At 61.9% G+C, this 19,006-nt stretch carries 16 protein-coding genes and 2 pseudogenes; 11 read left to right on the forward strand and 7 right to left on the reverse strand.

What is annotated here, in order from left to right; all coding sequences use genetic code 11:
* Window positions 1-47 precede the first annotated feature (47 nt).
* Window positions 48-1,424, reverse strand: a complete 1,377-nt coding sequence (locus H0P51_RS08950) for an ApeA N-terminal domain 1-containing protein (protein WP_180917582.1) — start codon at window positions 1,422-1,424, stop codon at window positions 48-50.
* A 264-nt stretch (window positions 1,425-1,688) separates the two neighbouring features.
* Here H0P51_RS08950 and H0P51_RS28885 point away from each other — a divergent pair, with 264 nt between their 5' ends.
* A complete protein-coding gene (locus H0P51_RS28885) occupies window positions 1,689-1,811 on the forward strand; it encodes a hypothetical protein (protein WP_281373902.1) in 123 nt (40 codons plus the stop codon).
* A 373-nt stretch (window positions 1,812-2,184) separates the two neighbouring features.
* Window positions 2,185-2,442, forward strand: coding sequence for a hypothetical protein (locus tag H0P51_RS08955; protein WP_180917583.1), 258 nt, complete (start codon window positions 2,185-2,187; stop codon window positions 2,440-2,442).
* Window positions 2,443-2,479: 37 nt separating this feature from the next.
* Here the strand turns inward: H0P51_RS08955 and H0P51_RS08960 are convergent, their stop codons facing one another.
* Window positions 2,480-3,523: a hypothetical protein gene (locus tag H0P51_RS08960; protein ID WP_180917584.1), complete on the reverse strand. Its 1,044-nt coding sequence runs from the start codon at window positions 3,521-3,523 to the stop codon at window positions 2,480-2,482.
* A 388-nt stretch (window positions 3,524-3,911) separates the two neighbouring features.
* On the opposite strand from H0P51_RS08960, the gene H0P51_RS08965 reads away from it, so the two are divergent.
* Window positions 3,912-5,756 carry a hypothetical protein gene (locus H0P51_RS08965; protein WP_180917585.1) on the forward strand — a complete coding sequence of 615 codons (1,845 nt, stop codon included), beginning with the start codon at window positions 3,912-3,914 and terminating at the stop codon, window positions 5,754-5,756.
* Between the two features lie 77 nt (window positions 5,757-5,833).
* Here H0P51_RS08965 and H0P51_RS08970 read toward each other — a convergent pair whose 3' ends face one another.
* Window positions 5,834-6,766: a toll/interleukin-1 receptor domain-containing protein gene (locus tag H0P51_RS08970; RefSeq protein ID WP_246398758.1), complete on the reverse strand. Its 933-nt coding sequence runs from the start codon at window positions 6,764-6,766 to the stop codon at window positions 5,834-5,836.
* 468 nt (window positions 6,767-7,234) lie between these two features.
* Between H0P51_RS08970 and H0P51_RS08975 the strand changes: the two are divergent.
* The 5 genes and pseudogenes from H0P51_RS08975 to H0P51_RS08995 all read left to right on the forward strand — a co-directional run.
* Window positions 7,235-7,327 (forward strand): annotated as a pseudogene (locus H0P51_RS08975) (hypothetical protein); the annotation flags it as partial.
* 76 nt (window positions 7,328-7,403) lie between these two features.
* A complete protein-coding gene (locus H0P51_RS08980; protein WP_180917587.1) occupies window positions 7,404-7,574 on the forward strand; it encodes a hypothetical protein in 171 nt (56 codons plus the stop codon).
* A gap of 378 nt (window positions 7,575-7,952) precedes the next feature.
* Window positions 7,953-8,195, forward strand: coding sequence for an alpha/beta fold hydrolase (locus tag H0P51_RS08985; protein ID WP_180917588.1), 243 nt, complete (start codon window positions 7,953-7,955; stop codon window positions 8,193-8,195).
* A gap of 916 nt (window positions 8,196-9,111) precedes the next feature.
* Window positions 9,112-11,526, forward strand: a complete 2,415-nt coding sequence (locus H0P51_RS08990; RefSeq protein WP_180917589.1) for a hypothetical protein — start codon at window positions 9,112-9,114, stop codon at window positions 11,524-11,526.
* Between the two features lie 8 nt (window positions 11,527-11,534).
* Window positions 11,535-12,221: a type 1 glutamine amidotransferase family protein gene (locus H0P51_RS08995; RefSeq protein ID WP_180917590.1), complete on the forward strand. Its 687-nt coding sequence runs from the start codon at window positions 11,535-11,537 to the stop codon at window positions 12,219-12,221.
* A gap of 10 nt (window positions 12,222-12,231) precedes the next feature.
* Here H0P51_RS08995 and H0P51_RS28230 read toward each other — a convergent pair.
* Together H0P51_RS28230 and H0P51_RS09000 are read right to left on the reverse strand one after the other, a co-directional pair.
* Window positions 12,232-12,316 (reverse strand): annotated as a pseudogene (locus H0P51_RS28230) (IS21-like element helper ATPase IstB); the annotation flags it as partial.
* A gap of 174 nt (window positions 12,317-12,490) precedes the next feature.
* The gene (locus H0P51_RS09000) at window positions 12,491-13,000 is read right to left on the reverse strand and encodes a restriction endonuclease (RefSeq protein WP_246398515.1); all 510 of its coding nucleotides are present in this window, start codon (window positions 12,998-13,000) and stop codon (window positions 12,491-12,493) included.
* 142 nt (window positions 13,001-13,142) lie between these two features.
* On the opposite strand from H0P51_RS09000, the gene H0P51_RS09005 reads away from it, so the two are divergent.
* Entirely contained in the window at window positions 13,143-13,547 is a 405-nt protein-coding gene (locus H0P51_RS09005) for a DUF3349 domain-containing protein (protein ID WP_246398517.1), read from the forward strand.
* Here the strand turns inward: H0P51_RS09005 and H0P51_RS09010 are convergent, their stop codons facing one another.
* Window positions 13,548-14,588: an NAD(P)-dependent alcohol dehydrogenase gene (locus H0P51_RS09010; protein ID WP_180917591.1), complete on the reverse strand. Its 1,041-nt coding sequence runs from the start codon at window positions 14,586-14,588 to the stop codon at window positions 13,548-13,550.
* Window positions 14,589-14,708: 120 nt separating this feature from the next.
* Complete coding sequence (locus H0P51_RS09015; protein WP_425489033.1) at window positions 14,709-15,797, reverse strand: iron-siderophore ABC transporter substrate-binding protein; 1,089 nt, start codon at window positions 15,795-15,797, stop codon at window positions 14,709-14,711.
* A gap of 206 nt (window positions 15,798-16,003) precedes the next feature.
* Here H0P51_RS09015 and ctaD point away from each other — a divergent pair, with 206 nt between their 5' ends.
* Window positions 16,004-17,749: an aa3-type cytochrome oxidase subunit I gene (gene ctaD, locus H0P51_RS09020; RefSeq protein WP_180917593.1), complete on the forward strand. Its 1,746-nt coding sequence runs from the start codon at window positions 16,004-16,006 to the stop codon at window positions 17,747-17,749.
* A gap of 19 nt (window positions 17,750-17,768) precedes the next feature.
* Window positions 17,769-19,004 carry a phosphoserine phosphatase SerB gene (serB, locus tag H0P51_RS09025; RefSeq protein ID WP_180917594.1) on the forward strand — a complete coding sequence of 412 codons (1,236 nt, stop codon included), beginning with the start codon at window positions 17,769-17,771 and terminating at the stop codon, window positions 19,002-19,004.
* The last annotated feature ends 2 nt before the right edge of the window (window positions 19,005-19,006 follow it).

Here is a 19,006-nt window from a genome sequence, read left to right on the forward strand (position 1 = left end):
GCTTCGTCGAAGTCAGGATCATGATGGACTTGTTTGTGCCGAGTGCCCTAATCGGGGGCGGCGGCCCACGGACTCCCTGCGAGCAGTGTCCGAGTGTTCGCGAGGTGATGCCCGTACGATGAGGAATAGCGATACCCCTCTTGCATTGTGGGAGAATCGAATCCGGCCTTGTTGAGCATGTTCGTCCGCAGTACCCATGTGATCGAGTAGCTCAGTGCGATGAGCAAGTCCAGGAACTGTTCGTCGTCAATGTTTTTGGGTAGCGATGGCTGATGAGCCAGGATGTTGCGCGCCGTTGATACCGCATCCGGCCAATCCGCAAAACCGCGACCAAGACTCGGGATTGAGCGTTGGGCGTCGGTCAGCAGGTCGTTCATGCGGCTGCGAAAGGTCTGTTCGTTGATGTGTGAGAACCCTTCGTTGATTGCTTTTCCGAACTCGGCGCGGTCTTCGTCGGTGAACTCGGGTTGCGTCATTTTCGTCAGCGCGGCCTCGCGGGCGAGGCTGCGCATTTTCTCAATCTTCTTGCTGGACAATCCCTTTACGCGCTTCTCATCCTCGCCGAAGAGCCGCCGATGCAGTCCTTCGGCAACCGACCCGAGTGTGAGTACGTGTGTCTGAATCGCAACGCCGGGTAGCTCGTCCAAGACGGCAGCGTCCAATCCTTGAGTCGTGCCACGGAAGTCGATCCACTTTGCGAACTTCTCTGCGGTGAGGTGCTGCGTGTCCAGCAGGGGATGGCTGGAGTCGTTGACGGATTGTCGGCCGCGATCGACGGTCCGCCACGCCCCTTTGGGCTCGATCCGCACCTGCACGTCCGCGTCAGTCGCGTCGTTCATAGTAGTCAGTTGGGTCAGGGTGGTGACTGCGTTGATCACTCCGGAGTCGAGGTCGCTAAACGTCGTGGATGCCGAGCCCGTAAATTCGAACCACTGCGACCCGTCGTCGCGATACATGCGTAGGTGCCCACCGCCAGCGCATTGCGCCTCGTCCTCGGCAACTCCCCACCAGGACGGCCCGACCACCAGAAACCTGATCGCGTAGTACTTCTGGTCGGCCTTGACGTGCTCGCCGATAACGGCGTACCTCGCACGGAATCGTTGGCGTGCCTGACTGGGCTCAAGAAGGAACCCGAGGCTGCGGCTGCCGCCTTGCGCGTGAACGAGCGTGACCGGGCTGCCGTCGGTGAGTTCGCCGTGGATCGTTCTCTCCTGAAAGTCCTCCACGTGATGCTCGGGGTCGCCCGAGATCGTGACCATCGCCCCACCGGTCGGCGTCCGGGTGAACGAGAATTGTCTCTCGATGAAGATGGCCTTGTCCGTTGTCAAGCACGGACGATCGTCGCCGCCAGCAACCAGCTGGCCTGGCACTCGGCGCTCGGGTGTGTCGATCTGCCAGAACGTGCCCATTGATGGTGAATCCATCGGCTGAGTATGCATTTGGCTGCCGTTCAACAACACAGGTTCGGTGGTGTTTATTGGGCTCTTTCCCTTGCTACTGGAACGCATCTGCGAAGCTATCGCCATCGCCAAGACCAACGGCGTCTAAAAGGGCTGGAGGCCATCACTTGCCGACGCCGAGGCGCAGGCCGGTGGCCGGGCGGCTAGCCGAGAGAGAGAGTCGACCTCAAGCCCTGGCGCGCGAGTACGGCGTCAGTCGGGCGACCATCTACAGCATCCAATGGCCACGTGGCCGAAGTCATCACCGTGGACCACCTCTACCGCCAGCACGGTTACCCGCTCGAAGCATCACACCGCCTCGTGGACGATCTGGCGCTTCGCCTGAAGCGCAAGCCGTCGGCGGTCGCTTAGCGGATGCGCAACCTTCACGGCGCGCACGTTGAGCCGGGCTACCCAGGCAGCAACTGGCACGTCACCAACCTCGATCGCAAGGAAGAGGACTGGTAATCACCGAAGCTCAGAACGCGCCAGCTCCGGTCAACCTCGGCACCCAAGCTATTGGTGCAGCGGAAGAACCTCTGGTCCAGCACCGGTTGCTCAAGTTCTTGATCGAACACCGCGCTAGTCACCATCGACTCCGGATCGACATTCGAAGACACTGAGGTTGTGAGGACTCAGTCCGGATTTACTTCATGGGATTACCGGGATGAGCACATCTGCCAGATGGCCGAGTGGAAACTCCGCTGCCTCGACGCTGCTCGGTAGCGTGCCGAGTAGGAGCAGCGTGGGTCCCTGGCTGACCTCGGCGAGCCGCCTTGATAGCCGCGATGCCACACTGAACGTCATGGCCCGACAGCACGGATCAATCGAGTTCGAGAATAACCCGCAAATTTCGCGGATGAAGGACGAAGATGCTGCGCTCGCTGAAATCGCACGGCGGCATCCGGAGTGCATAGACGTGGTTTTGACCGGCGTGGGCGGCCAGATGGGCGGCACCCAGCGCCGCGCCGAGTTCACCTATGGCACAGCAGGGGAACAGTAGAGCGGCACGCGAGTCGGCGTAGCCGCGAGCGCGACGACTACCGGTCGCCCGCGACCTTCCAGCGCGGAGGCCGTTCACGCAGCTGCTTGTTCATCTTGCTGACGAGCTTCGCCCAGCCCGGATTGAGCAACCGAGCCTCCTTCAATGTGATGCTCCCGCAACCCCATCGGGTGAGAAGCATGTTGTATCGGGTCCAGATCGGGTCTAGGCCGACGTAGATGGTGATCAGCATCGCGATCTTCAGCAGGGCGGGGTCGTCGGGACGTTTGCGCGCTTGCTCGATGGCTCGGATCTGCCGCGTTGTGCATGGCGTGACCTTTCGGATCTCCTCAGCCAGCCGCTCTTGCGATACCAACCGCCCGCCCGCCCGTCGGTGATACTGCCGCCGGAGATCGAGAAGCGTCCAGCCCCAGGGGATCTGTGGGATGCGTATCTCGGGGCACTTACCGAACTCGGTCCTGTACTCCTCGTCCCGCTCCCTGCTCTCCCGGACCATCTCGTCGTACATGGCCTCCTGCGCGTCGATGATCTCGGGCTGGGCCACCAACTGCTCCCGGAGTTCGTCATAAGTTGCGCACGGAGCCTCGAAGAAGTCGTAGGCATCTGCCAGCTGGCCTTCGTCACCGGGCAGCATATTGTCGGTGATCACCGACATCGTGGCCGCGAAGAACGCGCCGTGCTTCCTGTGCTTGCGGCGGGCGTATTCCAGTGGGAAGTCGGAGTACTGAGTCAATTCCTCGGCGATGTAGACGGGTTGGACGCAGTGGGCCAATTCGTGGAGAAGGACGCGAGCCGACAGCATCCTCGGATGCATGGAGATCACCCACTCGATCGCCCGCACCACGTAGCCCTGCCCGGACGCTTGCGCGAACGAGTAGCCAGCGTTCTGCTCGGACCAGTCGCCACCGCCAAGAACCACCCTGATTGGCGGGGTGTCCGGAAACCAGTCCTTGAACCACTCGCTGGCGACGGCCTCGTCGACCAGCGCCTCACACTCCTCGATGGTGAGCACCCGGTCGTGACCAACGCTCTGCTCGGCTGAGTAAAGCCGCCAGTCCGACACCCCCTCGTCGTACGGCACTGACCAACCCTCCTCATGGACGCTTGGGTGAGCACGATGCTACTGGCCTACTTGTCGATCGCTTTTCAAGCAACACCCGGCACCCAGCGACGCAGACCTACACCGTAGTTGCGGGACGGGCCTTCAGCTCTGCGAGTGATTGGGCTGCCGCGAGAGGACAATGGGCACCGCCCGCGACAGTCTGCTGGGACTGGGCACCTGCTATGTCTCATCTTGATCCACGCTGACGGTGCCGACCACCGGATAATCTCCCCGCCACTGTGTGTCGTCTCACCCGTTGTGGCAGATGGCGGTCAACACATCGATTCTTGTCCGGCTCGCAACGCCGTGCTCGACGTGAACTGTGGTGCTCAGTTAAGGCGACAGCAGTGTGGCGGACAATGGCCAGGTGTCGCGTGTGGAGTGGACAGAACTTGGCGGTGATGAGGCAGAGACGGTCCTGGCCAACTTGATTTATAGCGAGCATCCGTTGGCGACTCGGGTGAGACCCTCGCGCGGTGATTTCGGCATTGATGTCGTGACACCGGTGGCAGGCGCACCCGAGGTGTTCGATGTGTATCAGATCAAGCGGTTTGCCAGCACCTTGTCGCCCAGCCAGAAGAAGCAGGTCGAGGAGTCCTTCCGGCGGCTACTGATCGGGTTCGTGCAGCGAGGGGTGCCTCTAGCGGATTGGTACCTGGTGATGCCCGTCGACCCGACCGTCGACAACCTGTTGGACTGGTTCGTCGCGATGCCCGATGTCGTCATCGCGGCGATGTTCGAGGAGAAGGACAAGAAGACAGGCGAGCCGCTGCTCACCGACGACGAAAAGGTGAAGATTGCTGAATGGCGCAATGCCCCGGGTCGGATCATCAAATGGGAAGGGCGTCCCTTCTGCGAGACCTTGGCAGGCAAGTACCCCTACGTGATCGACTACTACCTCCACGGTGGCGAGCAACGCCTCAGGTCTGCCCTGGCCGTGGTAGGACCGATTCTCCAAACCGATCGCTTGCTCCCTGCACCTGAACAAGGGTCAACAGCGGCGCTCTTGACGCCCGTTGAGGTACGAGATCACCTCTTGCGGCTCCAAGAAGTGCTCGACACAGATCCTCACTTCCGTTACGGCGTCAGCTTCGACCCAGCTCCTCCGGAAATTACCGAGGAGCCCCACCTCGTTGCTGCTACGCAGGAGATCCAGCCCGACGGGCAGACATTGACCTTTCGTATATATGCGCGGTTCTCGGAGTCGCTGAATGAACGACCAGTTCCAATTAGTCTGAAATTCTCGTTCGACGCACCCGCTTTTGACCGAGACGCGTTTGACGAGTGGCGCAAGTACGGTAAGCCACTGACCGCACCTGTCGAGATCGAAGCTGACCTTCCTGGCGGCCTCGGAAGCGCACTGTCTGGCAAGGCATCCCGGATTTTGATCCATCCGATCGGGAGCAGTTACGAGCTTCGGCTCCGTATCCGCACACCCGAGGGGACTGCTGGGCAAGAGTTGCTATTCGCAATGTCAGCGACAACCGGTCCCGAGGAGGCGGGTCTCTGGGCTCACGGCACCGACGAGTCAGGATTTCTGACTTATGAGAATACCCTCGACGTAGATACCCAACGTGTGACGACGGGATTTCGGCACGCTGGGCTCATGGGCGCTGAGGCCGCCAAAGTACTTCCGAGTTTGGAGTTCGCCGCAGATCTGCGGAGTCCGAACGTAATACAGGCAGCCGAGAGGTACGGGCCGTTCCTTGATTTTCATGCCGTCCCCGGTGACCAAGCCCTGATCCCGCAATCAGTCTTGCGATACGTTCGAGATCTTGTGACGATCCAAACGCGCACCGCCACACCGATATTGGTGCCTGAGCTGGCCGCAATTACGACCCGGGACGCGAGGGTGATCGCGGAGGCTGCAGCTCTGATCAACGGTCACACCGTCGTGAGCAAGTGGGTCGACATCAGCTTTCCACTGGAACCCGGAGTCGAGATCGACACAACTGGTCACTATCTGGTCGGGTTGATCGATCCTCTAATCGTTGAAGTCGGAGACCAGAAACTGACTTTGGGGGCTGTCGAGAAGAAATTGCTATCCGCAAAGTTCGAGATCGACGACAATCTTGTTCGTGCCCATCCGCACCTCAACGACACCGTGCATACTACTTTCGCCCCCGACGAACCCGTCCCTGATCGCTCGTGTCGACCGGTGCGCGGACAAGATCTTGGCCCGACGGGGGAGAATGCGTCTCCGGCATGGTGAACGGCCCGATAACGTGTCCAAGAGATGACATTCTCGCGACCCTGTTCCTCAACGATTGAAGCCGGGTACGCCAGTGCTCAGGCGTCGGTATGAGGGAAGACGAACCCGCTGAAATCAGGGGTTCGGTTGGGTTGTATGGCGTACCGGAAATCGACTAGATCCTCGCGATTGAGGTGTCCAACGCGCGTGTAGAGCTTGTCGACATACAGGAGGGCCCAGAACCCGTTGCGGTTGTGGAGTACAAAGGCGTCGCCGATGCTGGCATATACGACCCGGTTGCTTGTGTCGAACTGAGACACGCCCGCGAGCAGGTCGGTCCGTTCCCGCGCTCTAGTGATGACGGCAACGTGGGCGATGTCGCCCGGATCGCGATACGCGCGGACCTGGGTGCGGAGCCAGTCGATGTTCAGCGTGAACTGCGATTCGCCGGACCCGATACTGTAGTTGCCGCTGTTCTGTGAAGCCACAAACTCAACGTCACCCTGGAACGCAGGACTGTGCCATCGTTCGGGTGAGTTTCTGATTGCCAACTTCGCCTCGGTCTCGGTTCGTCCCTCGAACGGATTCGGTCCGATCGGCGGCACGGCGTCAACCGCCACTCCGTGGATGTCGCGCAAGAGTCTTTCGTATGCGGTTTCCTGCGTGGTGGCATCTCGGAAGTCCTGCCAGAGTCGCCCGCTGAGAAATGCAGGCAACGCCGCATCAGGGTTGTTTCTGATGATGGGTATGACGGTGTTGGAATCCAATTCGGCGTAGAGCCTGGCTGACAACATCTGCGCTTCGACCCCGGCCCCGCCACTACGGTCGTTGCACTTCTTGCTGTACTTCTCAGATACCACGGCGATCACGCGACATGCATCGTCGGCGGCGCGCTCCATGAAGTGCGCCAGGTTGCCGCCCAGCGCAACGTCCCATCGGTCGAGGCAGACGTCAACACCGTTGCCGCGCAACCTGTAGGCGAGTTGTAGGACCCAATCCCTGTGCTCGTCATCATCGTGTGAATAAGACATGAACACGCGCGGTGGACTGGACACACTCTCATTCTGCAACGCGGAACCGACGAGCCGAGCTATTCACGCGCAGCAGTGGCCCAACTGGGTCAGCCGAACATTGGCGCGCCAGCCTCGCGCAGTTCGTCGGCTTTGGGCGTCGCTGTAGATCGACAACGGCACCGCCGGGTCATGCTCGTGCTAGGCCGCTACGACTTGCACTGGGTGATGCTGGTCGAGCACAGGCTCACGCTGCGTTCCGCAGGCTGTTGTTCCCTTCCAAATGGATCCTGGCCCTGTCTGGGAAGGTAACCACGGGGTAGGGCTGACCACCTTAGTGTCAAAGGCCGGAGTCTGGGATCTCTGTCCGGGCCACCGATTCCGTGCCCACATTTTGCCCACATTTGCGAGGTAGTTACAGGTATCTGCAGGTGTCAGCAGGTGGGTGTCTTTGCAGGCGAGGGCCATTTGCACCCTCCTGACCAGGTAGCTGCCCAGAACCACGACTTCTTCTCGGGGTCGGGGTCGTCGTACGTGATCGGCAAGGCCGTGGTCACCGAGGATGAGGACTGGGACTTCTAAATGTCTAGTTCGGGAGGCCTAATGATTGAGCCGAAGTTCTAGTCAGTCAACGATCTAGCCGCTTGTTGTTGACGGTGTGGTCGCATCTTTGCTGCGAGGCCAAGCAAGGCAAGCGCTGCCGGGTTTGGTACCGCCCACCGGACAACCGGTGTACCTGACTCATCAGCATGTCGACGACCTAGCCGACGCGGGGGAGTGCAGCACACTCGTGCTGTTGGGGGCCTACACCGGAATGCGCGGACGGTGAGGTCATCGGCCTACGGGTGGCCGACTTGGACCTACTGCGTAAGCGTGCCGTGATCACGAGAACGCCGTGCAGGCGCTCCTCAGCGTCGCAGTCGTCGGCGCGCGTACAACTTCGCAAGATTGAGGGTTGCGCCCACCGAGGCAGAAGCGGATTTAGCTCCGCTGGGCGGACAACACCAGCTCGGCTGCACGACGAGTCAACAACCAAATTCAGTGGGGAATAAAGGTTCTCCGCATCCTGAATCCGGTTGCGCCTCTGTTGCTCAAGTCGGCGGCAGGGCGTCGGGCTGTCCTGCGCAACTTCGTCTGTCACGGTGAACGCCTGAGCCCATCCCATGCGCTGGAGTACTACTTCACCGATCCCATCGGTTGCACGATTATGAGCGATTTGGCGGCATCGACCGAAGTTGCACCACCACCCGAAACCCTGCCGTGCCCAATCACTCTGGCGTGGTCCGAGGTTGATCGCATGGTCCCCGCCGAGCCCTACGGCAGGATGGCGCGCGACCTATTGCCCGGCGCCTCCTGGATGGTCCTTCCCGGCGTCGGACACAATCCCATGATCGACGACCCCGACCTCGTAGCAAGGACGATCCTGGCTGTAACCGGCGCCGTGGTTTAGACGTCCGGGCTTTCGCCTCACCCCGTGATTGTTCATCGAGTGAGGTGGCCGACTGACTGTGCCCAGTTAGTAAGAACTTCATCGTCGAGGGTGGTGGTGATGTAGTCGCCGTCGAGCTGCTTTCCAGGCTGAGAGGGGACGGTGATGAGATAGGCGCCAGCAGCGCGTGCCGCGGATCGTTGGCTGCCCATCCTGTGGACGACTACGACCGCGGTCCTCGATTCCGCCATGGTTCCCCGCAACATCGTGTCTCTGCGCACACCCGGTGTCGCTGCTGTAGTTGCTAGGACAAGTAGAACAGAAAGCACAGAGTCCCGTGGCAATTTGCTGGGAGTGCGAAGTTCACACCATCCCGGACGCTCAGTGCGCGGCGCTTGCCAGGCGGCCGCGGCGGACCGTCGAGGCCTCTCGACATGTCCAACGCCGTCGGCATCCTTCTTGACCGCGACGCGCGAAGTTGCAGATGGTGGCTTCGGAGGACGGGGGATATTGCCATCAAGCCGTATACGCAAGTCGGCGGCGGATTGCTAATAAGCGAAACAGCCCGAGTCATGCCAACGGGCAATTTCACCGCTTATCGAGTTCCCCTTCTGTTATTGCGATACGCGGAGCCCGATAACTGGTCCGTCGGGGTCAGGACGCTGTTGGGTGTTGACTCTGGTAGCTCCCGCGGGCTCTCATATTTGAATCAACTTCATGGGAGGGGCTGAGCGTGAATGCTTTGACGGGCGATTTCCGCGGGGTTGTTCAGGTTAGCGATGGGGCAGTTAACCGACTCTGCGCCTCGATGCATCAGAACGCATTCAGTGATAACACTGTCCCCAGCATTGCCCATGATTGCGTTCTTCGTGTCGGTGATAGCTCGAAGGGTGCTCGTGAACGCGGCTCGGTGAGGGTCCAGATCGGGTGTCCAACAGTGTTGTTTGACAATGCCGCAACCGATCATATTTGGGTCGAGATGGGCATTCGCGCCCGGTACCGCAAAGATCCCTATTCAGAACCGATCGCCGACGTTGTGCACGGCACCGTGCGAGCTAAGTATCGGCTCGCTCGGGTCGATGGACAGTGTCCGGGCTGGGAAGGAATCGCCGATGATTACCTGTGGCTGAAGGCCGACCGCAATAGCGTTACATTCACCGGTACCGCCTACCTTGACAGTGGTCTGCTCGGCGCGGTGGGCGCTGCCCTCGACGACGCGATCAAAACGAAAGTGACCAAACACATTGCGCGCCTGCTGGCCACTGAACTGCAACCGCAACCACAGCGCGTCGCCGTCGAGTTTCGGCGCTGGCTACTTCTTTCTGGCGGGACCTCGGTTGGACTTTCGTGTATCGCGTTCCCATTTGATCCTCACGGGGCGGCGCCGGTCGGGAATCTGCAGAGCATCACCACTAGGTTCCTCGATGGCTACGACTTCGCCTGTGCAGTGAGCAAGGACTACATTATGGGTTGCGTCGAGGATCGTTTGGCCGACTCGGGACTTGTTGGCTATCAGCAAGACACCCGGATCTCTGGTGATGCCGGAATCGGCGGTGGGCTCACCATCGACTATCACGCACGGATTGATGCCGTCGGTAGCGAGTGGTTGCCTCCCTCCGGGGGAGTCGGCTTTGTAAAGCTGACAGCTAACGGCCATGGCTGGTCATCGCGCCTCCACCGGAGCGGCGTCTACAACATTGGGTCTTTACATCTTGGTGACCTGGCAATGACGTTCACAGTGAGCCAGACGGTGATGATCGTCAGTGACGCTGCTGGATTAAGCTTTGCGGTCAGTCTAGCCGGAGCACCGCTGATCGTAGTGTCCTATAACGGACCGTACGCAGGAAAAATGCGTGACGCGGTTCGCAAAGCGCTTTCCCAGCAACTGAATACACAGCTGAAACCATTGCTCGCCGAGGTCGCTACCAGCCTCAGCGCATTGGCTTCGACATCGATGCGTCAGAAGCTAGAAGGTCAACTGCGAGCTTTGGATCCAAAGGTCCAAATTGCTGTTGAGACAAGTTGTTTCGAACCTGAAGGATTCATTCTGCGTGGGCAGATTCAGCTGACTAGCCGGCGCCCCCCTGTTGTGAGATTTGCGATCAACGCTGCCGGTGACGGTTTTACCGCGTTCGATTCCTGGATTCCTGGGGGGCGGGTAGATAGCTTCGCATGGACCTGGCAGCCGTTGACTGGCTCACTGTTAGCCGGCCCCGACGCGGGTGGATCGGCCACCTACACGCACGTGTTCGACCTGCGCCGACCCGCGCTGGATTTCACTCAGTTTGGGCGAGCTGTTGTGGCCGAACGGCATCTGCCGGGTGTCGACGGGCCGGGACGGGTTTGCCTGCAGATTCGGGGGCGTCACATTGATGACATCACAGGCACGTTCACGCCGGTGTCCAGCGTCATTCACTGTGAAGTGTTTGGATTGGGCGGTATCGTTTCGCATGCCGCCAGCGGACAGCCCTACCTTCGTGCTACATGGACTCCTGCAGAGGCAAAGCCGCCGACCAGGGACAATGTGCTAATTCGTCTCGCGCCCTCCGAGGACAACCCGGGTTCGGGGAACAGTCTAGTGGTGATGGTGGGTCGAAGATGCTCAGACGAGGACCTTTGCGGAATTCTTCGTGAAGCGCTGCCGCAGTGCACACGAACAGATGCAGGCCTCACCGTGGTGCTAGTGCGCGCCGACACCTCGCCCGAATGGTCAGCGGGAGCCCAGGCCGCGGCCGCAGACTTGCCAGCCGCCGCATTCTTCTTTCATGACGCTCTGGATAGCTGGTCTCGTTATCTGGGTTTCGGCCACGCGACCGACGACCCGCAGTGGCGGCTAATCAATCCGCGCGGCGAGCCGACGTGGGTCCACTCTGGGCTAATCACGGGTACCGATCTTGCACAAGCGCTTGATGATCAGCTAGCGCCGTCTAATCGACCCTCTTTCGCGCGGATTTACAGGCCGTTCAACCTCGGCGATTTCGTCAACATCAGTCTGCCGGCACGCAACTGCCCGCCGATACCTGTGCAGCGCGCGGAGAGCGGATCACGCGTCGCATTTGTGACGGCCGAGCATGCCAGCGAGGACACGTTGCGCAGTTTGTGCAACTATCCAGCCGATGAGCCCCTTACCGCCATCGTCGTCGAAGGAGCCGATGGGCGTGCCGTCGATGTCATCGCTTCGCGCGACGGTGCGAACATCCCGGTCGTGGCAGATCCTTACGGACACATCTCCAGTCGCGTGGGCGCCTACATAACCCCATGCGTCTACACGCTTGATGGGCGAGGACGCCTCACCGACGTCACGGTCGGCATACAGTCACGGGCCGCCCATTCCACTGATGCCACCGTCTAGGAGAGATGATGTCGATTTTCGTCTTCGCCGACACATTGTTCAACGTGTCGCCTGCTGAACAACAGCTGCTCGTGAGGGTCATCAACAGCGCCGTGAACTGCGACCCCAACCTCGAGTGGGAAAACGAGCACCACATGGGTTCGGACTACAAGAAGGCAGTCTATGCCTCGTCGAACCTGACTAATCAAGTCCTGTTTGCTGAGTCACGCGCAATGATTAACGCACTGATCAACTCACCAAGAAGGATTGAGGTGCGAGGGTGCGGACCGGATTGGCAAGGTTTCGGAATGGGATCCCCCATATCTAGTTTCGGCGGTCTCTATGTCGCCGTCGATGGGTCTACATACGATATTCGGGTCGACACGTCCGACTGGGGAGGGACCGGGTATGTACACCCGAACCTGTCCTTGACTGCGACGGTGTACAGCTTCGTGGACACCCGCGTCTATAACGCCTTAACGATGGCGTTTCTAGGGCAGACTAACTACCTCGACGTGAATGCCACTTTCCCACGGATCCACTACGAGAATCGTTATCGGGCCAATGTTGGAGTGGAGAGGCGCGGGTTCGTCGCCGCATACGCGACCCAGGGTATGCCCGATGACGGCGGAACGGACTGGCCAGCCTGCACCAAGCCGCTTTTCAAAGAACACAAGGTCGCCGACTCAGAGTACTCACCGCCGAAGTGGCAATAGTGCAGGCCAGCGGCGCCAGTCTCGGTGATGCTGCCACTGAAGGTGAGGCGGTCCACTATCGCAGCGCAGAGCCGCGGGTCGGTGAAGGTCTTGGTTCGATCCGCTGAAAGCTTCTTGCCGGCCGTGAGATGTTCGAGTGGATGTGTGCCCGGCTCGCCGGGGTGATTGCCCAAGGGCAAGCCGATGGAGAGTTTTCCGCCGACTTGCCAGCTGGCGATATCGGAGCCGTGGTGATCGCCGCCAAGTTCGGGCAACCGTGCTCGGGTCGCCTAACTGGGCGGCGGCACCCAATTCTGCAGTACCCTGCGCCCGATCAGCTGGCACCCATGGGTGAACGCCAATTGCTTTGCCGCATTGGTGAATTCCTGATTGCTCACCACGATGCTCCGGCTGCACCCGTGGTGGCGGGCGCCGGCGACTACCTGCTGCACTGCGGCGACGCCGACAGGTTTTCCGTACCGCTTGCATTGGATCGCCACGCAACGTTGGTCCTTCTCCGCGATCAGGTCGACACCGTAGTCGCCGACCTGCGAAGTGAACCTGACTTCCCAGCCCGCGCGGGCTAGCCGGGTGGCCACGTAATCCTCGAACTCGACGCCGTCCATGTCGTCGATCGTGCTCATGGAATCCCGTCGGCGCGACCATTCTCGCACCACGCACCAGGACAGCGCTTCGGTCAGCAGGACGAGGTAGAAGGCGACGGCCCCGGCTCCAATACTGTGCCGCATGATGCCAAGGACCAGCCCTATGGCTATTGGAACGACGACGGTGCTGCGCACGAGCCGATGATAGGGACGAGCCCCGACAGCGGGACCGCGTCGCAGAACCCGACGTGTTCGGGCGGTGAACGGCGTATGAATTGTCACCGGGTACGGCCGTCGCCGGTGGCGGCAGCCGCGCTGTCTTCGTGAGACTGGTCGGGTGACGACAGACAATCACCCGCACTTCCTGCGATCCGTGATCCGCTGGCTGCAGGCCGGCTACCCCGAAGGCGTCCCCGGCCCCGACCGCGTGCCACTGTTCGCACTGCTGCGAAGCACGCCGCTCACCAACGACCAGATCGAACAAGTCATCAACAATCTCACCGCGAAGGATTCGCTCGCCGCCGCCGACGGCGTCATCGACGGCGACGAGATCGCCGCGTCCATCAGTGAGCTGACCAGCAAGGACCCCGGGCCGGAGAACGTGCGGCGGGTGGCCGCCATTCTCGCCGCCGTCGGCTGGCCGCTCGCGGGTATCGACGTCAGCGAGGTCATCCCGGGCGACGAGGACGGAGAGGCGGCTGAAGAGGTCGCGGCACGCATCCGCGCCGCGACCCAAGCCTGACTACAGCGTCGAGATGTCGATGACGAAGCGGTACCGCACGTCACTGGCCAGCACCCGCTCGTAGGCTTCGTTGACGTAATTTGCCTCGATAACCTCGATTTCGGGCGTCACGTTGTGCTCGGCGCAGAAGTCGAGCATCTCCTGGGTCTCGGCGATCCCACCGATGTTCGACCCGGACAGGCTTCGCCGCGCTGATGCCAGCGCGAAGGCGTGTACCTGCATCGGATGCTCGGGGATACCGAGTTCCACCATGGTGCCGTCGATGTCGAGCAGGCTCATGTACTGGCCGAGGTCCAGGTTGGCCGAGACGGTGTTCAGGATCAGGTCGAACTCGTTGCGCAGCTTCTTGAAGGTGTCGGGGTCGGAGGTGGCGAAGTAATCGCTTGCGCCCAACCGCAATCCGTCTTCCATCTTCTTCAACGACTGCGACAGCACGGTTACTTTGGCGCCCATCGCCGCGCCTAGTTTGACCCCCACGTGGCCCAGGCCGCCAAGGCCGATGATCCCCAGCCGGGTGTCTGGACCTGCTTTCCAATGCCGCAGCGGGGAGAACAAGGTGATGCCCGCGCACAGCAGCGGCGCGGCCTTGTCCAGCGGCAACGAGTCGGGGATGCGAACGACGAAGTTCTCGTCGACGACGACGGCCTGGCTGTAACCGCCGTGCGTCGGGGTGCCGTCTTTGTCGATGGAGTTGTACGTGAAGGTGGCGCCGTTCTTGCAGTACTGCTCGAGTCCGGCTTTGCAGCTGCTGCATCGACCGCAGGAGTTCACCATGCAGCCAACGCCGACGTGGTCGCCCACCTTGTGCTTGGTTACCTCCGAGCCGACAGCGCTCACCACACCGGCGATCTCGTGGCCGGGGACGACTGGATAGTTGGGGACACCCCACTCTGCCTTGACGGTGTGAATATCAGAGTGACAGATTCCGGCGAATTTGATGTCGATGGCCACGTCGTGCGGGCCCGGTTCGCGGCGCTCGATGGTGGTCTTGGTCAACGGCTCGGTTGCCGAGGTTGCTGCATATGCGGAAACAGTGCTCATCGTCAAAATCCCTTTTCGATATGGTTCGCTCTAGAAAAGCTTAGCTAAGGTAACGTTCTCGGGCCAGTCCGGCGGAGGTGGGCGCGGTCACGTTCTAGCTTATGACCTGCTCAGGTGCGCTTAATTGATCGGTGCGTTGACCCAGCGCAGATCGTTGACAATGCCGCGGGCGGCGATCAGTCCCTGTCCCGCCTGCCAGATCTCGTCGTTGACGACGAACACCCGGTTGTCGCGGTTGGCGCCGAGCTTGCGCCACGGAGCGCTGTCTAGGACGGTGGCGGCGCGGTCGGTGGCCGTCTGCGAGGCACACGACACATAGATGATGTCGCCGTCGGCCGCCGAGAGGTCCGGGTCTTTGGCCAGGTCGGCATCGGTGGCGCCGAACTCGATGTAGGGCTTGTCGGTGAATCGCTGCGGTCCCGGCCGGTCCACTTTGACCGCGGCCAGCACACTGGCGGGGAAGTTGTTGGCGCCGTACACCCGCAGGGTGGTCGCCGTCAGCTGGACCACCGACACCTGGAAGTGGGCCGAGTCGTGCTTGGTCCCGACGTCGGTGGCCCGCTGGGTGAAGCCGTTGATCAGCGCGTCCGCCGCGGCGCCCCGAGCCGTCGCGGCGCCGATCGCACGCAGGTTGTCCTGCCAGGCTGCGCCGGGTGCCGCTGTGAACACGGTCGGCGCGATCGCCGCCAGCTGCGTATACAGAGTCGGCGTCAGTGCCACCGAACCGAGGATCAGATCCGGATGGGCCGCGGCGATCGCGTTGAGGTCCGGCGAGGTGCGGGTGCCGACCCCGGGTACGTCGTGCAGCACTTTGCCCAGGTAGGACGGTTGGCCCTGCGTGCCGTCGGCCAGCGCGGCGCCGACCACCCGGGACTGCAGCCCAAGCGCGCACAGCGCATCGAGCTGGTCGCCGGAGAGAACCACGATGCGTTGCGGGTCGGCGGCCACCTGCGCGGTGTCGGGGGAGACGCCCGCGGCGTTGTGCGCCGGGCGGGTGGCCGGACCCGGATCGGGGGCTGCCGGGTCCTTGGCGCACGACTCGTCGGGCTTGCGGTCGTTGCCCAGCACCCCGGCGCCGGCGATCTGGGTGGTGGGCGTCACCAGGGGCCGCGAGGTCGTGGGTTTGTCGGGGCCGCAGCCGACGCAAGTCAGCGCGATAGCCGCCAGGGTCAGGGCGGCCAGGGGGAGTCTGAGGCCGCCGCATCGGATCGAAAACATTGCCGCGAGCGTAACGCCACTGCGAGAATCCGCGCCGAAAGCCGCAGCCACGTTCCACTAGTAAGCGGCATTGGGACCGGCGCACGGACGCAATTACGACAGTTTGTAGGACCAGACCTTCCGCGAACCTGATCGGGGGCTAAGATTCGACTCATATCGTTGTGCGCCCCTGTCCGGATGGATGTTTGGAGGAGCTGTTGACAGCCGAAGCGCCCCCTCGGGGAGAACTCGAGGCCGTCCGACCCTACCCGGCTCGGACGGGTCCCAAAGGGAACCTGATCTACAAGCTGATCACCACCACCGATCACAAGCTGATCGGCATTATGTACTGCGTCGCGTGCTTCATCTTTTTCTTGATCGGCGGCCTGTTGGCGCTGCTGATGCGGACTGAGTTGGCCGCGCCCGGGTTGCAATTCCTGTCCAACGAGCAGTTCAACCAGCTGTTCACCATGCACGGCACGATCATGCTGCTGTTCTATGCGACGCCGATCGTGTTCGGCTTCGCGAACCTGGTGCTGCCGCTACAGATCGGCGCGCCCGACGTGGCGTTCCCGCGGCTGAACGCCTTCTCGTTTTGGCTGTTCCTCTTCGGTGCCACGATCGGTATGGCTGGCTTCATCACTCCCGGTGGCGCGGCCGACTTCGGCTGGACGGCTTACACCCCGTTGACCGACGCCATCCACTCGCCCGGTGTCGGCGGTGACCTGTGGATCATGGGCATTGCCGTCGGTGGTCTGGGCACCATCCTGGGCGCGGTCAACATGATCACCACCGTGGTCTGCATGCGCGCCCCCGGCATGACGATGTTCCGGATGCCGATCTTCACCTGGAACATCCTGGTCACCTCGATCTTGGTGCTCATCGCGTTCCCGCTGCTGACCGCGGCGCTGTTCGGATTGTTCGCCGACCGGCACCTGGGCGCACACATCTACGACCCGGCTAATGGCGGCGTCCTGTTGTGGCAGCACCTGTTCTGGTTCTTCGGTCACCCCGAGGTGTACATCCTGGCGCTGCCGTTCTTCGGGGTGGTATCCGAGATTTTCCCGGTCTTCTCGCGTAAGCCGATCTTTGGTTACACCACGCTGGTGTACGCCACCCTGTCGATCGCGGCGCTGTCGGTCGCGGTGTGGGCGCATCATATGTTCGCCACCGGCGCGGTGCTGCTGCCGTTCTTCTCGTTCATGACGTTCCTGATCGCGGTGCCCACTGGCATCAAGTTCTTCAACTGGGTCGGCACCATGTGGCGAGGGCAGTTGACTTTCGAGACACCCATGCTGTTCTCGGTCGGCTTCGCGGTCACCTTCCTGCTTGGCGGGCTCAGCGGTGTGTTGCTGGCCAGCCCGCCGCTGGACTTCCACGTCACGGACAGCTACTTCGTGGTCGCGCACTTCCACTACGTGCTGTTCGGCACGATCGTGTTCTCCACGTTCGCCGGCTTGTACTTCTGGTTCCCGAAGATGACCGGACGACTGCTGGATGAGCGGCTGGGCAAGGTGCACTTCTGGCTGACGTTCATCGGTTTTCACACCACCTTCCTGGTGCAGCACTGGGTTGGAGACCAGGGCATGCCGCGTCGCTACGCCGACTACCTGCCCACCGACAACTTCCAGACCCTCAACGTCATCTCCACGGTCGGCGCGTTCATCCTGGGCATCGGAATGATCCCGTTCGTCTGGAACGTGTTCAAGAGCTGGCGTTACGGCGAGGTGGTGACGGTCGACGACCCGTGGGGTTACGGCAACTCGCTGGAATGGGCCACCAGTTGCCCGCCGCCGCGACACAACTTCACCGAGCTGCCCCGCATCCGTTCGGAGCGCCCGGCATTCGAGCTGCACTACCCGCATATGGTGGAACGGATGCGCGCGGAGTCCCACGTGGGCCGTGCGCATGGCAAGGAAGGGCACGACGTCACGCGCCTAGACGACGCCACCGTCCGCTCTTGATGATTGGCGGCATCCGCGGGTGACTGTTTCACCCAAGGTGTCGGTGCTGATCACGGTCACCGGCATCGACCAGCCCGGGGTGACTTCTGCGCTCTTCGAGGTGCTCGGCCGGCACGGTGTCGAACTGCTCAACGTCGAGCAGGTGGTCATCCGGGGCCGGCTGACGCTCGGGGTGTTGGTTACCTGTCCGCTTGAGGTTGCCGACGGCACCGAGCTGCGCGACGACGTCGAGTGTGCCATCCGCGGCGTGGGTCTGGACGTGACGATCGAGCGCAGCAACGATCTGCCGATCATCCAGGATCCCTCCACGCACACCATCTTTGTGCTGGGCCGGCCGATCACCGCCGGAGCTTTCGGCGCGGTCGCGCGTGAAGTGGCGGCTCTGGGCGTAAACATCGACTTCATCCGTGGTGTCTCCGACTACCCGGTGACGGGCCTGGAGTTGCGGGTGTCGGTGCCCCGGGGTGCCTTCGAGCCGTTGCAGACCGCCTTGACCCGGGTGGCCAGCGACGAGCGCGTCGACGTCGCCGTCGAGGACTACGGTCTGGCGTGGCGGACCAAACGGCTCATTGTGTTCGACGTCGACTCCACGCTGGTCCAGGGCGAAGTCATCGAGATGCTGGCTGCCCGGGCGGGCGCGCAGGGCAAAGTAGCGGCTATCACCGAGGCCGCGATGCGAGGTGAGCTGGACTTCGCCGAATCGCTGGAACAGCGGGTGGCCACGCTGGCGGGCCTGCCGGCGTCGGTGATCCAGGAGGTCGCCGACCGGCTGGAGTTGATGCCCGGCGCTCGCACCACGATACGTACGTTGCAGCGCTTGGGATTTCGCTGCGGTGTGGTGTCCGGCGGGTTCCGGCCCATCATCGAGCCGCTCGCCGAGGCGCTGAAGCTGGACTACGTCGCGGCCAACGAGCTGGAGATCGTCGACGGCTTGCTCACCGGCCGGGTGGTTGGCACCATTGTCGACCGAGCCGGCAAAGCCACCGCGCTGCGCGAATTCGCGGACCAATACGGCGTACCGATGGAGCAGACGGTTGCCGTGGGCGACGGTGCCAACGACATCGACATGCTGGCCGCGGCGGGGATGGGGATTGCGTTCAACGCCAAGCCTGCGCTGCGGGAGGTTGCTGACGCGTCGTTGAGTCATCCGTACCTGGACACCGTGCTGTTTCTGCTGGGCGTAACTCGCGGTGAGATCGAAGCGGCCGACGCGGTGGACGGCGTGATGCGCCGAGTGGAGATACCCGCCGACTAGCT

The sequence above is a fragment of the Mycobacterium vicinigordonae genome, assembly GCF_013466425.1.
GTDB lineage: Bacteria > Actinomycetota > Actinomycetes > Mycobacteriales > Mycobacteriaceae > Mycobacterium > Mycobacterium vicinigordonae.

What these genes read in the sequence shown, in the direction of transcription:
- H0P51_RS08950 (WP_180917582.1), bottom strand. Translation starts at nt 1,424, where the DNA reads ATGGATTCACCATCAATGGGCACGTTCTGGCAGATCGACACACCCGAG.
- H0P51_RS08970 (WP_246398758.1), bottom strand. Translation starts at nt 6,766, where the DNA reads ATGTCTTATTCACACGATGATGACGAGCACAGGGATTGGGTCCTACAA.
- H0P51_RS08985 (WP_180917588.1), top strand. Translation starts at nt 7,953, where the DNA reads ATGAGCGATTTGGCGGCATCGACCGAAGTTGCACCACCACCCGAAACC.
- H0P51_RS08995 (WP_180917590.1), top strand. Translation starts at nt 11,535, where the DNA reads ATGTCGATTTTCGTCTTCGCCGACACATTGTTCAACGTGTCGCCTGCT.
- H0P51_RS09010 (WP_180917591.1), bottom strand. Translation starts at nt 14,588, where the DNA reads ATGAGCACTGTTTCCGCATATGCAGCAACCTCGGCAACCGAGCCGTTG.